The organism is Actinomadura sp. WMMB 499 (assembly GCF_008824145.1).
Lineage (GTDB): Bacteria > Actinomycetota > Actinomycetes > Streptosporangiales > Streptosporangiaceae > Spirillospora.
Window position 1 is genome coordinate 1311396 of record NZ_CP044407.1, and the last position, 13219, is coordinate 1324614.

General features: G+C 74.4%; 13 protein-coding genes. 8 read left to right on the forward strand and 5 right to left on the reverse strand.

Going from position 1 to position 13219, the window contains the following annotated elements; genetic code table 11:
- Positions 1-46: 46 nt before the first annotated feature.
- On the forward strand, positions 47-2053 hold the full coding sequence (locus F7P10_RS05575; protein WP_254716419.1) for a Xaa-Pro dipeptidyl-peptidase: 2007 nt from the start codon (positions 47-49) through the stop codon (positions 2051-2053).
- A 59-nt stretch (positions 2054-2112) separates the two neighbouring features.
- On the opposite strand, the gene F7P10_RS05580 is transcribed toward F7P10_RS05575, so the two are convergent.
- Positions 2113-3195, reverse strand: a complete 1083-nt coding sequence (locus F7P10_RS05580) for a DNA polymerase domain-containing protein (protein ID WP_151008374.1) — start codon at positions 3193-3195, stop codon at positions 2113-2115.
- 60 nt (positions 3196-3255) lie between these two features.
- Here F7P10_RS05580 and msrB point away from each other — a divergent pair, with 60 nt between their 5' ends.
- Both msrB and F7P10_RS05590 read left to right on the forward strand, forming a co-directional pair.
- Complete coding sequence (gene msrB, locus F7P10_RS05585; RefSeq protein WP_151008375.1) at positions 3256-3657, forward strand: peptide-methionine (R)-S-oxide reductase MsrB; 402 nt, start codon at positions 3256-3258, stop codon at positions 3655-3657.
- Positions 3658-3738: 81 nt separating this feature from the next.
- The gene (locus F7P10_RS05590) at positions 3739-4359 is read left to right on the forward strand and encodes a TIGR04222 domain-containing membrane protein (protein ID WP_151008376.1); all 621 of its coding nucleotides are present in this window, start codon (positions 3739-3741) and stop codon (positions 4357-4359) included.
- A gap of 7 nt (positions 4360-4366) precedes the next feature.
- On the opposite strand, the gene hemQ is transcribed toward F7P10_RS05590, so the two are convergent.
- On the reverse strand, positions 4367-5065 hold the full coding sequence (hemQ, locus tag F7P10_RS05595; protein ID WP_151008377.1) for a hydrogen peroxide-dependent heme synthase: 699 nt from the start codon (positions 5063-5065) through the stop codon (positions 4367-4369).
- Positions 5062-6480, reverse strand: coding sequence for a protoporphyrinogen oxidase (gene hemG, locus F7P10_RS05600; protein ID WP_151008378.1), 1419 nt, complete (start codon positions 6478-6480; stop codon positions 5062-5064). The genes hemQ and hemG overlap by 4 nt, the downstream gene beginning before the upstream one ends.
- Before the next feature lie 124 nt (positions 6481-6604).
- Here hemG and F7P10_RS05605 point away from each other — a divergent pair, with 124 nt between their 5' ends.
- The gene (locus tag F7P10_RS05605; protein ID WP_151008379.1) at positions 6605-7789 is read left to right on the forward strand and encodes a hypothetical protein; all 1185 of its coding nucleotides are present in this window, start codon (positions 6605-6607) and stop codon (positions 7787-7789) included.
- A gap of 179 nt (positions 7790-7968) precedes the next feature.
- Entirely contained in the window at positions 7969-9081 is a 1113-nt protein-coding gene (locus F7P10_RS05610) for a DUF4349 domain-containing protein (protein ID WP_176611312.1), read from the forward strand.
- A 24-nt stretch (positions 9082-9105) separates the two neighbouring features.
- Here the strand turns inward: F7P10_RS05610 and hemE are convergent, their stop codons facing one another.
- Positions 9106-10083: a uroporphyrinogen decarboxylase gene (hemE, locus tag F7P10_RS05615; RefSeq protein WP_254716729.1), complete on the reverse strand. Its 978-nt coding sequence runs from the start codon at positions 10081-10083 to the stop codon at positions 9106-9108.
- Between the two features lie 384 nt (positions 10084-10467).
- Here hemE and F7P10_RS05620 point away from each other — a divergent pair, with 384 nt between their 5' ends.
- The 3 genes from F7P10_RS05620 (at position 10468) to F7P10_RS05630 (ending at position 12800) form a co-directional block, all read left to right on the forward strand.
- Positions 10468-10650, forward strand: a complete 183-nt coding sequence (locus tag F7P10_RS05620; RefSeq protein ID WP_151008381.1) for a hypothetical protein — start codon at positions 10468-10470, stop codon at positions 10648-10650.
- Between the two features lie 136 nt (positions 10651-10786).
- Entirely contained in the window at positions 10787-11353 is a 567-nt protein-coding gene (locus F7P10_RS05625; RefSeq protein ID WP_151008382.1) for a DUF3000 domain-containing protein, read from the forward strand.
- A gap of 19 nt (positions 11354-11372) precedes the next feature.
- Positions 11373-12800, forward strand: a complete 1428-nt coding sequence (locus F7P10_RS05630; RefSeq protein ID WP_254716420.1) for a ribonuclease D — start codon at positions 11373-11375, stop codon at positions 12798-12800.
- A 48-nt stretch (positions 12801-12848) separates the two neighbouring features.
- On the opposite strand, the gene F7P10_RS05635 is transcribed toward F7P10_RS05630, so the two are convergent.
- Complete coding sequence (locus F7P10_RS05635; RefSeq protein WP_151008383.1) at positions 12849-13211, reverse strand: hypothetical protein; 363 nt, start codon at positions 13209-13211, stop codon at positions 12849-12851.
- Positions 13212-13219: the final 8 nt, after the last annotated feature.

Sequence of the window (13219 nt, forward strand, 5' to 3'; positions counted from 1 at the left end):
GCACCGCCCTTTACCCGGCGCCGCCGGTTCGGGAGCGTGTGGCCCGGTGGAGATCATTCCTTACTACCGGGAGGCCAGGTTGGCCAGGAGACCCCTGAGACGGACCGGGCGGACGGCCGCGCTCGCCGTACTGACCGGTGCGGCGCTCGCGGCGGGCGGCGGGACGGCGGCGCTCGCCCGCACGGCGCCCGAGATCGTGGTGCGGGACGGCGCGACCCAGCCCGCCTTCTCCTACGAGGACGCGATCCGCGAGCACGTGTTCGTCCAGTCGGAGGTGGACAGCGACCGGGACGGCGAACTCGACCGCGTCGCCGTGGACATCGTCCGTCCGCGGGAGACCGAGCAGGGCCTCAAGGTCCCGGTCATCATGGACGAGAGCCCGTACTACGACAACGCGGGGCGCGGCAACGAGGGCGAGCGCAAGTCCTACGACGCGAACGGCGACCCGCTGAAGTTCCCCCTGTTCTACGACAACTACTTCGTCCCGCGCGGCTACGCGTACCTCGCGGTGGACATGATCGGGACGACCCGGTCCGACGGCTGCCCGGTGAGCGGCGGGCCGGCGGACGTGCTCGGCGGCAAGGCGGTCGTCGACTGGCTGAACGGGCGCGCGCAGGCGTTCCGCGCGGACGGCACGCCGGTCGAGGCCGGCTGGACCACCGGCAGCACCGCGATGATCGGCAAGTCCTACGACGGGACGCTCGCGAACGGGGTCGCGGCGATGGGCGTCGAGGGGCTGGAGACGATCGTCCCGATCACGGCGATCAGCGGCTGGTACAACTACAGCCGGATGAACGGCGTGAAGTACTGGACGGACGAGCAGCCGTGGCTCGCGGGCTACGTCGACACCGATCCGCCCGAGAAGTGCGCGGCGGTGAACGCCGACCTCGACGCGGGCGAGGACGACGCCACGGGCAACTACAACGACTACTGGAAGACGACCGACTACCGGCACGGGACGATCACGCGGGCGAGCAAGGTGCGCGCGAGCGTCTTCGCGATCCACGCCGTGAACGACCTCAACGTCAAGGGCGACCACTTCTCGCTGTGGTGGGAGGAGCTCGCGCAGCACGACGTCGAGCGAAAGGTGTGGCTGACGCAGCGCGGGCACGTCGACCCGTTCGACTTCCGCCGGGACGAGTGGGTCCGGACGCTGCACCGCTGGTTCGACCACGAACTGCACGGCGTCGACAACGGGATCACCGACGAGCCGCGCGCCGACATCGAGGTCGGGCCGGACGAGTGGATCACCCAGGACGACTGGCCGTCGCGGGACGGCGAGACGGTGATCCTGCGGCCCCGCGACGACGGGACGCTCGCGCAGCAGCGCACCCCGAAGGGGTCGACGGCGGCGTTCACCGACGCGGCCGGACCCGAGGGCCACGGGTACTCCGAGGGCGCGATGGTCGAGGACCCGACGGCCGACCGCCCGTACCGGGCGGCGTTCGTGTCGGGCCCGCTGCCGGACGACGGCCGGTTGTCGGGCACCCCGGACGTCCGGCTGCGCGTCAAGCTCGACGAGCCGACGGCGAACGTGACGGCGCTGCTCGTCGACTACGGGACGGCCGAGCGCGTCGACCATCTCGGGCCCGGCTCGGGCATCGAGACCCTCGACACCGAGAGCTGCCACGGCGCGAGCACCGCGTTCGACGACGCCTGCTACCGGGAGACGCGCGTCACCACGACGACCTCGCCGGTCAACGTGATCGCGCGCGGCTGGCTGGACGTGCAGAACCACGACTCGCTGAGCGATCCGGAACCGCTGACGCCGGGCGAGTTCGAGGACGTCCGGTGGGAGACGCTGAGCCAGGAGTACGTCCTGAAGAAGGGCCACCGGCTCGGGCTGATCCTGGCCGGGACGGACGCGGACTACAACACCGAGACGCCCACCGGCGCGACGGTGACCGTGGACCTGGCGTCCAGCTCGATCCGGTTCCCGGTGGTGGCGACGACCGGGGACGCCCCGGCGGACCTCGTCGTCCCGCGCCCGAAGTCGGTGTGGCGGGGCCCGGCCGAGGTGAGCCTCCCGGTGCAGGAGCGCCGGTTCCACTGACGCATCCGTGAGGAGCAGGGGCCGCCGCTCCCCCACGCCGGGGGCGGCGGCCTCGCCCGTCAGTTCTGGTCGGTGTCCTTGCTGGGCTGGACGCGCTTGGGCTCGCCGGGCATCTTCGGATAGTTCGGCGGGTACGGCATGTCGCCGAGGCCGTGGTCGTTCTCGTCGCGGTCGGCCATCTCCAGCAGCCGCTCCAGCGAGAACGCGGCGCCGTCGATGCCCGCGTGCAGGTCGCCGATCTCGGCGAACCGGCCGGGCATCGTGGCGATGGTGAGGTCGCGCGGGTCGACGTCGGCCAGCTCGTCCCAGGTCACGGGTGCGGAGACGGGCGCGTGCGGGGCCGGGCGGACGCTGTAGGCGGAGGCGATGGTGCGGTCGCGGGCGTTCTGGTTGAAGTCGATGAAGACCTGCTCGCCGCGCTCCTCCTTCCACCAGCGGGTGGTGACCTCCGCCGGGGCGCGGCGCTCCACCTCGCGGCCGAACGCGAGCGCGGCCCGCCGCACCTCGGTGAACGTCCAGCGGGGCTCGATCCGCACGTAGATGTGCACGCCCGCCTTGCCGGACGTCTTGACGTAGCCGGTGTAGCCGAGTTCGCCGAGCAGCTCGCGGGCGGGGCCGAGCGCGACCCGCACCGCGTCCGCGAAGCCGGTGCCGGGCTGCGGGTCGAGGTCGATGCGCAGCTCGTCCGGGTGGTCGACGTCGCCCTTGCGGACCGGCCACGGGTGGAACGTCAGCGTGCCGAGGTTGGCCGCCCAGGCGATCACCGCGACCTCGGACGGCGCCACCTCGTCGGCGGACCTGCCGCTGGGGAACGCGATCCGCGCCGTGGGCACCCAGTCGGGCGCGCCCTTGGGGATCCGCTTCTGGTAGAACGCGTCGGACTTGCCCGCGCCCATTCCCGCCTGCCCGCGCGCGTAGTCCTCCCGGGTGGCCATCTTGGCGCCCTCGAACACCCCGGCGGGCCAGCGCTCCAGCGTCGTCGGCCGGTCGCGGGTGGCGCGCAGGATGCCCTCCCCCACGGCGAGGTAGTACTCCACCAGCTGCCGCTTGGTGTATCCGTGCTCCGGGAAGTACGGCTTGTCGGGATTGGACACCTTGACGAGCCGATCCCCGACCGGGATCTCGATGAAGGGCGAGGCCATGCCTGCACGTTAACCCAGGGGGCCGACATTCCCGGGAAGGCGCCGGGTACGTTCGATGGCATGGAGAAGATCCGCAAGAGCGAGGACGAGTGGCGGGCCCAGCTGTCGCCGGAGGAGTACCACGTGCTCCGCGAGGCGGGCACCGAGAAGCCGTTCACCGGCGAGTACACCGACACCAAGACCGTCGGTGTCTACCGCTGCCGCGCCTGCGGCACCGAGCTGTTCCGTTCGGACACCAAGTTCGAGAGCCACTGCGGCTGGCCGTCGTTCTTCGCGCCCGCCGACTCCGACGCGGTCGTCCTGCGCGACGACCGCTCCCTCGGCACGGTCCGGACCGAGGTGCTGTGCGCCACGTGCGACTCGCACCTCGGCCACGTGTTCCACGGCGAGGGCTACGACACCCCGACCGACGACCGCTACTGCATCAACTCGATCTCGATGACCCTCGAACCCGCCGAGTGACCCGGACCGGCCACCGGCCCCCGGCAACCCCCTGAGCGTGCCGCCCGTCCAACAGGCGACGGCACGCCGCAAGGGGGCACCATGACCGGTCCCTACGAGATCGCGTTCCTGGCGGGCAAGGAGGAACGGGTGGTGCAGACGGCACTGCTCGCCCTCTACGAGCGGCGCCGCGTGCGGGTGTCCCGGCTGACGCGCCGCGTGGACGCGGTCGAGGACGACGCCGACGACACCGACGCCGACGAGCTCGACCCGGTGCAGGCGGCGTTACTGGAGGAGATCGGACATGCCGGGACGCCCCTGGCCGATCTGCTCGTGTACGCCGCCGCCGCCGACGCGGTCTGGGACCTCACCGAGCCCATGGTGGACGACGGGCTGCTGGGCGCGGGGTCGTTCCGCGGTCTCCGGCCGACCCGTGAGGGACGCATCGTCCTGGACGCCGCACGAAGCGGCGTCCTGGACGGCTTCCCGCCCGACGGGACGTCCCCGGACGTCGCCCGGCTCGCCGCCCTCGGCCCGTCCGCCGTCGAGGACGCCAAGATGCGCGAGGTTCTCCAGAACCCCGTCCCGAAGCGGGTGGGCTTCCGGCCCCGCGGGTTCCGCTCGCGCGGATGGGGCGGCACGTCCGGCGCCGCCGCCGACCGGCGGTACGGCCATGGCGGCGACTCCGGCGGGGGCGGCGACTCCGGCGGCGGGGGCGACTGACCGCGCCCTACGGGAGGGACGCGATCAGCTCGCCGAGCGGCTTGCGGCGGCCCGTGTAGAACGGGATCTCCTCGCGCGTGTGCAGCCGGGCCTTGGCGCCGCGCAGGTGGCGCATGAGGTCGACGATGCGGTGCAGCTCGTCGGCCTCGAACGCGAGCATCCACTCGAAGTCGCCGAGCGCGAACGCCGAGACGGTGTTGGCGCGGACGTCCGGGTAGTCGCGGGCCATCTTGCCGTGCTCGGCGAGCATCCCGCGCCGCTCCTCGTCGGGCAGCAGGTACCACTCCAGGGACCGGACGAACGGGTAGACGCACACGTACGCGCGCGGCTCCTCGTCGGCGAGGAACGCGGGGATGTGGCTCTTGTTGAACTCCGCCGGGCGGTGCAGCGCCATCTGCGACCAGACGGGCTCGCTCGCGCGCCCGAGCGCGGTGCGGCGGAACCGGCTGTAGACCTCCTGGAGGTCGTCGGAGCCGGGCGCGTGCCACCAGAACATGTAGTCGGCGTCGGCGCGCAGCCCGGCGACGTCGTAGAGGCCGCGGGTGGTGACGTCCTTCTGGCCGGCCTGGTCCAGGAGGTCCTGCACCTCGGCGGCGTCCTTCTCGCCGATCTCCCCCTGGCGCGCCACCCGGAAGACCGACCACATGGTGTAGCGGATCTGCTTGTTGAGGTCGCGTGCCTTCGGCTTCGCCGCGGACTCGGTCATGTCGCTGCTCCTTCTCGACTGCGCAGGTGGTCCAGTACCCGGTCGGCCGCCGCGCGCGCCGTCGCGAGGCACGCGGGGACGCCGAGGCCGTCGTAGGCGGCGCCCGCGACCGCCAGCCCCGGCTGCACGGCGACCGCGGCGCGGACCGCGGCCACGCGGTCGGCGTGGCCGACGTTGTACTGCGGGAGGCCGCCGCCCCAGCGCGTCACCCGGGTGGCCACGGGCACGTCGGCGGCGCCGCAGGTCGCGGCCAGTTCCGCCGTCGCCGCCGCGATCAGCTCCTCGTCGGTCTTCTGCAGGGTGTGCTCCTCGCCGAACCGGCCGATGGAGCACCGGACGGCGACGAGGCCCGGCTCGCGGTCGCGCAGGTGGGGCCACTTCACGGAGCTGAACGTCACGGCCTTCACCCCGTGCGCGTTCTCCACCGCCGGGACGAGGTAGCCGCTGCCCCGCGGGAACTCGGGGAACGCCGCGACGGGGTAGGCGAGCGTGACGATCGCCATGCTCGCGTACTCGATGCCGGCCAGCGCGCGGGCGGCGGCGGGCACGTCGGGCTCCAGCAGGCGCGACGCGGGCGCCGCCGGAACCGCGACCACGACCGCGTCGGCGTCCAGCGTCTCGGGCGCGCGGGCCGGGCCGACGGTGAGCCGCCAGCCGTCCGGACGGCGCCGCAGCCCGCGGACCGTCGCACCGGTGCGGACGGTCCCGCCCGCGGCGGTCAGGTCGTCCGCGACCAGGCCGGGGAGCGCGCCGAGCCCGCCGGGCAGCGTCGTGAACACCGGGCCGGAGTTCGCCGGGGCGGCGTCGCGGACGCTCCGCACCGCGTCGATCAGCGAGCGGTGCGAGCGCGCGGCGGCGGCGAGGGCCGGCATCGTGGACTCGAACGACAGCAGCTCGGTGCGGCCCGCGTAGACGCCGCCGAGCAGCGGCTCGACGAGCCGGTCCACGACCTCGGAGCCGACGCGGGCGCCGATGTAGCCCGCGACGGAGACGTCCGCGCCGAGCGGCGTGTCGGGCAGGACCCGGTCGAGCGGCACCCGGGCCAGCCCCGCCGGGGACAGCACCTGGGCGGCGGCGAGCGCCTTCAGGTCGGAGGGGACGCCCATGACCTGCCCGGACGGGATCGGGCGGAGCGCGCCGCGGCTGCGGATGCCCGACGACGTGGTGCCGGGGTGCACGAGCTCGCCGTCGCGGCCGAGGTCGCGCAGCAGGTCGAGGCCCTCGGGGCGGCGCGCCAGCATCGACTCGGCGCCCTCGTCGACGGGGATCCCGGCGATCTCGCTGACGCGCAGCTTGCCGCCGATCCGGGGAGAGCCTTCCAGCACGGTCGTCCGGACGCCCGCGCGGGCGAGCAGGCGCGCGGCGGCGAGGCCCGCGATGCCGCCTCCGATGACGACGGCATGGGACGTGGTCATGCCTCCAGCCTTCCAGACGTCCCGCCGTATCGTGCACCGGGGCGGCTCCGGCGGGCCGATGCCGGACGGGTTTTGTGCCGCGCATGACAAGAACGCGCGACTGCGCCAGTGAATACTGGCACACATGGATCTTCGGACGTTCCTCCGCCGCGCGGGCGCGGGCACCGGCGCCTGCGTGCTGGGCGCCGGGCTGGTGCTGGCCGCTCCCTCGGCGAGCGCCTCCCCCCTGCCCGCCGCCGCGACCGCCGCCGACCCCGCCGCGCCCCTCGACCTCGAATCCGTGGGGCTCCCCTGGTTCTGGCCGGAGAACCGCCTCTACGGCCTCGCCGCCGCCTCCCCCGACAGCGTCTGGATCAGCGGCCTCCAGGGCGAGCTCACCGTGCCCGGCCCCATCCCCGGCTTCGGGTCGACCATCCCCGGCAACCCGGTCGTGCGGCGCTGGACGGGCGACCGCTGGGTCGAGTACGACCTCGGCGGCCTGTCCCGTCACGGCACCATCACCGGCGTGCACGCCTCCGGGCCGGAGGACGTGTGGATCAACGGCACCCGCTACCTGGACGGTTCGGCCTGGGAGGGCTACCCGAGCGAGCCGTACGTGGCCCGCTTCACCGGGACCGCCTTCACGGAGGTCGAACTCCCGGCGGGCTCGGCCTCCGCCGGGCTTCAGGTGCGGGGCGCGGACGTCTGGCTGCTGAGCACCGGCGGGATCTACCGCCGGACGGGCGGCACGTGGACGCACGTCGCGCCACCGGCCTTCCAGGACGGCACGCTGAGCGCCATGCACATCCGGGCGGACGACGACATCTGGATGCTGGGCAAGTCCGACGGCTCCACCGGCGATACGGTCGCGCGCCGCTTCGACGGCCGGGAGTGGCGCGACGTCCCGGTGGAGCAGCCTCCGGGATCGGCGTGGCTGACGGACGTGATCGGGGTCTCGCCCACCGAGGCGTGGGCCGTCGGCACCAACCGCCGCACGTCTCCCGCCACGCCCGTCATCATGCGCTGGGACGGCGCCTCGTGGACGAACGTCGAACCGCCCGCGGGCCTCAACGAGCTCGGCGAGCTCGCCGCGGGACCGGACGGAACGCTGTGGGCCCTCGGCCACTCCCTGCACGAACCGGCCGAGCCCGGGCTGCTGCGCCTGGACGGCGGGACGTGGCGGCGGGTGCGGACGACCCCGGCGCCGAACCGGAGCAACTTCAACGGGAGTGCGCTGGCCGTCGTCCCCGGCACCGGCGACCTGTGGATGCTGGGGGCCGTGAACATCGGCGGGCCGATGCTGCTGACCGGAGGGGCCGCGAACCCCTGACCCACCGGTTCCCGCCCCACCGGCACGTCCGGGTCACGGCCGGCCCGCGGGGACGCCCGGCCGTGACCCGGACGTGCCCGCTTCGTGCCCGTTTCGCGATTCGTCCCCCGGAACGGTGACCCGCGCCACGTCGTCCAAGCCGCATGCGGATCGCCAGAAGCGTCAGGCAATCGACATTCGTGCTGATCACTCTACTCCTGGCCGGGCTGCTCGCCGGGTGCTCGGGCGGGAGCGACACGGCGGAGAGCGCGCCCGCGCAGGCCCGCGACGAAGGGACCCGGCAGGGCGGCGGCCAGGCCGCCCGGGAGCAGGGGACGGGCGCGGAGAACCGCGAGCAGGGCGGCACCGAGCGGGGCGCCGGCGGGCAGGAGGGCTCGCGCGGGTCGAACGCGAAGCTCCCGTCCGCGGGCCGCGCCGTCATCTACACGTCCGAGCTCAGGGTGCGCGCGGACGACGTCGAGAAGGCGGCGGCCCGCGCCAAGCAGCTCACCACGGCGTCCGGCGGCTACGTCGGGAGCGAGTCGGCGAGCAGCGGCCCGCCCCCGCGCGCCGAGATCGCGCTGCGCGTCCCCGCCGACCGCTACGCGGAGCTGCTGGCGCGGCTGGGGTCGGAGCTGGGCGAGAAACTCGCGCTGACCCAGGAGACGGAGGACGTCACGGGCGAGGTCGCCGACGTGGAGAGCCGCGTCCGGTCGGCGGAGGCCACGCTCGCGTCCTTCCGCAAGCTGCTGGAGCGGGCCGAGTCGCTCGACGAGATCATGAAGCTCGAGGACGAGATCTCCGAGCGGGAGTCGGACCTGGAGTCGCTGCAGGCGCGCCACAAGGCCCTGCAGGACAGCACCGCCTACGCGACCCTCACGGTCACCCTGGTCGGCAAGGCCGAGGAGAAGAAGGTCGTCGAGCCCGAGGAGCAGGGCGGCTTCCTCGGCGGGCTGAAGGACGGCTGGGGTGCGTTCACCACGCTCGTCGGCGGGCTCGCCGTCCTGCTCGGCCGGCTGCTGCCGTTCCTGGTCACGCTGGCCGTGCTGGCCGTCCCGGCCTACCTGGCCCGGCACCGGATGCGCGCCCGTTTCCGCGCGTGGACGAGCGGCGGCGGCCGGCTCGCGCCCGCCGTGCCCGGCGCGCCCGGCGCGCCCGCGCCCGGCATGGCGCCTCCGGGCGCCTCGCCTCCGGGCACGTCCGGTCCGCCGCCGTCGAACCCGCCGTCGAACCCGCCGTCCGACCTGCCGTCCGGTGGTCCGGAGTCCGGCGGATCGGGATCGGGCGGGGGCACCGGTCCCCGCAAGCCCTGACTCGCGCGCTCGCCCGCGCGAGCGTCAGGACGTGCGTTCCGCGCTCGCCTCGTGGACGAGGTCCGCGAGGCGGGCGAGCACGTCCGGGTCGGTCGACGGCAGCACGCCGTGCCCGAGGTTGAAGATGTGCCCCTCCGCCGTGCGTCCGCGGGCCAGCACGTCGCGCGCGCGCTGCTCGACCGTCTCCCACGGGGCGAACAGGATCGCGGGGTCGAGGTTGCCCTGCAGCGCCTTGCCGGGCTCGACGCGGCTGACGGCCTCGTCCAGCGGCACGCGCCAGTCGACGCCGACGACGTCCGCGCCCGCCTCGCCCATCGGGCCGAGCAGCTCGCCGGTGCCGACGCCGAAGTGGATGCGCGGGACGCCCAGCGGCGCGACCGCCTCGAAGATCCGGCGGGTGTGCGGCAGCACCGACGCCCGGTAGTCCTGCGCGGCCACCGCGCCCACCCACGAGTCGAAGAGCTGGACGGCGCTCGCCCCGGCCTCGACCTGCACCTTCAGGAACTCGATCGTGATGTCGGCGAGGCGGTCCATGAGCGCGGCCCACAGCTCGGGCTCGCCGTACATCACGGCCTTGGTGCGCTCGTGGTTCTTGGACGGCCCGCCCTCGATCAGGTACGAGGCGAGCGTGAACGGGGCCCCGGCGAAGCCGATCAGCGGCGTGTCGCCCAGCTCCCCGACGAGGCCCGCGACGGCCTCGGCCACGTACGGGACGTCGTCCGGTTCGAGCGGGCGGAGCGCGCGAAGGCCCGCCGCGTCCCGGATCGGGTCGGCGATCACCGGGCCGACGCCCGGCTTGATGTCCAGATCGACGCCGATCGCCTTGAGCGGCACCATGATGTCGCTGAAGAAGATCGCGGCGTCCACGGCGTACCGCCGCACCGGCTGCAGGGTGATCTCGACGATCATGTCCGGCCGGGTGCAGGACTCCAGCATCGGCACGCCCTCGCGCAGCCGCAAATACTCCGGCAGCGACCGTCCGGCCTGCCGCATGAACCACACGGGCGTGTGCGGGACCGGCCGGCGGCGGCAGGCGCGCAGGAACGGGCTCTCCGCGAGCCCGCCCGCGCCGCCGCGGGCGGCGGCGTCCCCGGAGTTCGGGCCCGGCGGGGGCGGGGCGGAGTCGTCGGTACCCAGAGCGTTGGCAGCCACAGTGCGATGGTCCCACGAAACCCGCGCGAGCACGCACCGGCCCGGCACGATCGCCCCCGCGGGGCGGCGGTCCGCGGGGGCAGCCGGTGCCGTGCGCGTACGTCCGGCGGGCGCATGAAGTTCCGGACACGCCGAGCGAAGTCCCGCATTCTGGCGCCGGCTCATGCCAACGTGATCCGTGTCATAGGTGAGGGAGGTTCCCCCTTGTACTGCTCCACCTGCGGTGATGAACGTATGTTCGAGCAGCCGCCGTGCTCCGACGGGCACGGCTCCGATTGCCCGGAACGGGCGTGCGTCGAGTGCGGCGCGGCCGTCCTGGCCGGCCCCGACCCGTCTCCCGATCCCGCGCGCGAAGCCTCCCCCGCACGCCCGTCCGCCCGCCGCACCGCCGGCGCCGCCACGCGGGCCGCGGCCTGACCGGCCCGGCCCCCGACACGAAACAACCTGTGCTGTGCCTGTTCCCCCTCTTCCTCCGGCCGTCGCCGCGCGCGGCGCCCACCCGTCCCGGCATCACCGATCCGACACCCGTCCCCACGCCCAGGCCGGTCAGCCCATGACACCACCCGCCTTCCAGCGGGTCCTCGACACGTTCCGCGAGATCATCGAGGGCCCGGCCGTCCGGCCGGAACTCGATCTCGAGGACATGCCCGCACCGCAGCGCCTCGCCCCGTACGCGGCGGCGCTGTCCGGCAGCGTCTACCGCGACGACGACACCGAGGTCGCCACGGGACGGCTGATCGTCCTGTACGACCCGGAGGGCCAGGACGGCTGGACGAACGGCTTCCGCGTCGTCGCCTACATCCGCGCCGACCTCGAGCCCGACATCGCCGCGGACGAGCTGATCGGCTCCGTCGCGTGGGACTGGCTGCTCGAGGCCCTCGAGCCGGTCGGCTACGCGGGCGTCTCCGGGACGATCACCCGCGCGGTCTCCGAGAGCTTCGGCGACAAGCGCGACGAGCCGTCCACCACCGAACTCGAGGTGCGCGCCTCATGGTCCCCGACCGGCGACGACGTGGCCGGTCACGTCGCCGCGTGGATCGATGTCATGTGCACGACGGCGGGCCTGCCGCCCAGCGGAGTCGCCGCACTGCCGGGCGGGCCCGGCGGTGGAGGCGGCTGAGCGACGTACGGTAGGGGACGTGAGCACAGCGTCCGAAACCGAGGCGGCGGGGGAGAACACGGAAATCGTGGGAATGTCCGAGACGCGCGCCTCCGGTCCCGAGCGGGGACCGGGTGCGCGGAAGGCTGCCGGGACCGTTCCAGACCCCACCGGCGGCGACCCGCCCGCCGCGGGCGCCGCCGGCTCCGGGACGGCCGCGGACGAGGCGCGGAACGGGACGTCCGGGGACGCGCCCGCGGCCGTCCCGCTGCTGGAGCCGCGGGAGGGCGTGCCGGCCGTCGTCGCGGACGCCGCCGCGCTGGACCGCGTGATCGCCGCGTTCGCCGCCGGGAACGGTCCGGTCGCGGTCGACGCGGAGCGCGCGTCCGGCTACCGGTACGGGCAGCGCGCCTACCTGGTCCAGCTGCGGCGGGCCGGGGCGGGCACCGCGCTGATCGACCCGGTCGCCTGCCCCGACCTGTCCGGGCTGGACGCCACGCTCGCGGACGCCGAGATCGTGCTGCACGCCGCCAACCAGGACCTGCCGTGCCTCGCCGAGGTCGGGCTCGCGCCGCGGCGGCTGTTCGACACCGAGCTGGCCGGGCGCCTCCTCGGCTACCCCCGCGTCGGGCTCGGCTCGATGGTCGAGAACGTCCTCGGCTTCCTCCTGGAGAAGGGGTACTCGGCGGCCGACTGGTCCAACCGGCCCCTCCCCGACGACTGGCTGCGCTACGCGGCGCTGGACGTCGAGCTGCTCGTCGAGCTGCGCGACGCCCTGCACGACCAGCTGGCCGCGGCCGGGAAGCTCGAGTGGGCGCTGGAGGAGTTCGCGGCGATCCTCGCCACGCCGCCGAAGCCGCCGCGCGCCGACCCGTGGCGGCGGACGTCCGGGATACACCGGGTGCGCAACCGGCGCGCGCTCGCGATCGTCCGGTCGGTGTGGGAGATGCGCGACAAGATCGCCCGCGAGCGGGACCTGTCCCCCGGCCGCGTCCTGCAGGACGCGGCGATCATCGAGCTGGCGCAGCAGGCCCCGCAGAGCCTGCCCGACCTGCAGGCGCTGCCCACGATGCGGGGACGCGCCGCCCGGCGGCACCAGTCGGCGTGGCTGCGGGCCGTCGCGCGCGCCCGCGAGCTGCCCGACCGGCGGCTCCCGGCGGCGAACGTCCCCGGCGACGGCCCGCCGCCCGCGCACCGCTGGGCCGACCGCGACCCCGAGGCCGCCAAGCGGCTCACCGCGGCCCGCGCGGTCGTCGCGGCCCTCGCCGAGGAGCACTCGATGCCGGCCGAGAACCTCCTGCAGCCCGACGTGGTCCGGCGCCTCGCGTGGACGCCGCCGGACGAGCCGTCCGCGTCGGTGATCGGCGCGGAGCTGCGGCGGCTCGGCGCCCGCAACTGGCAGGCGGCCCTCACCGCCCGGCCGATCGCGCGCGCGTTCCTGCGGCTGGAGACCAAGGGCGACCTTTAGGCCCTCGCCCGGTTCCGTCCCTCCCCGGTCGCGTGCCGGGGAGGGACGCTACAGGTCGGGCAGGGGGTCGCGGGGCAGGCTGTCGCGGTCGAAGATCTCCGCGTCGGCCGCGTTCACGACGGCCACGTACTCGTCGTCCAGCTCGAACTGGCCCCCGGCGAACAGGAACGACGCACCGGCGCCCGTCTCCACCGGCCCGATCCGCGTCCCGCGCGGGTAGCTGCCCCACACGCTCTTCGGTCTGGTGCGGCTGAGCGCTCCCGTCGTGATCACCGAGATGCGGTCGTCGGTGACCACGAAGATGAAACCGGCGCCGCCGCCCCGGGCCTGCGCCGGGAAGATGTAGCGGATCTCCCCGTCGATTCCCAGGAACTCGCGGCAGGTCTGGCGCAGGGGGCCTGGCACGGGCATGACGGTCG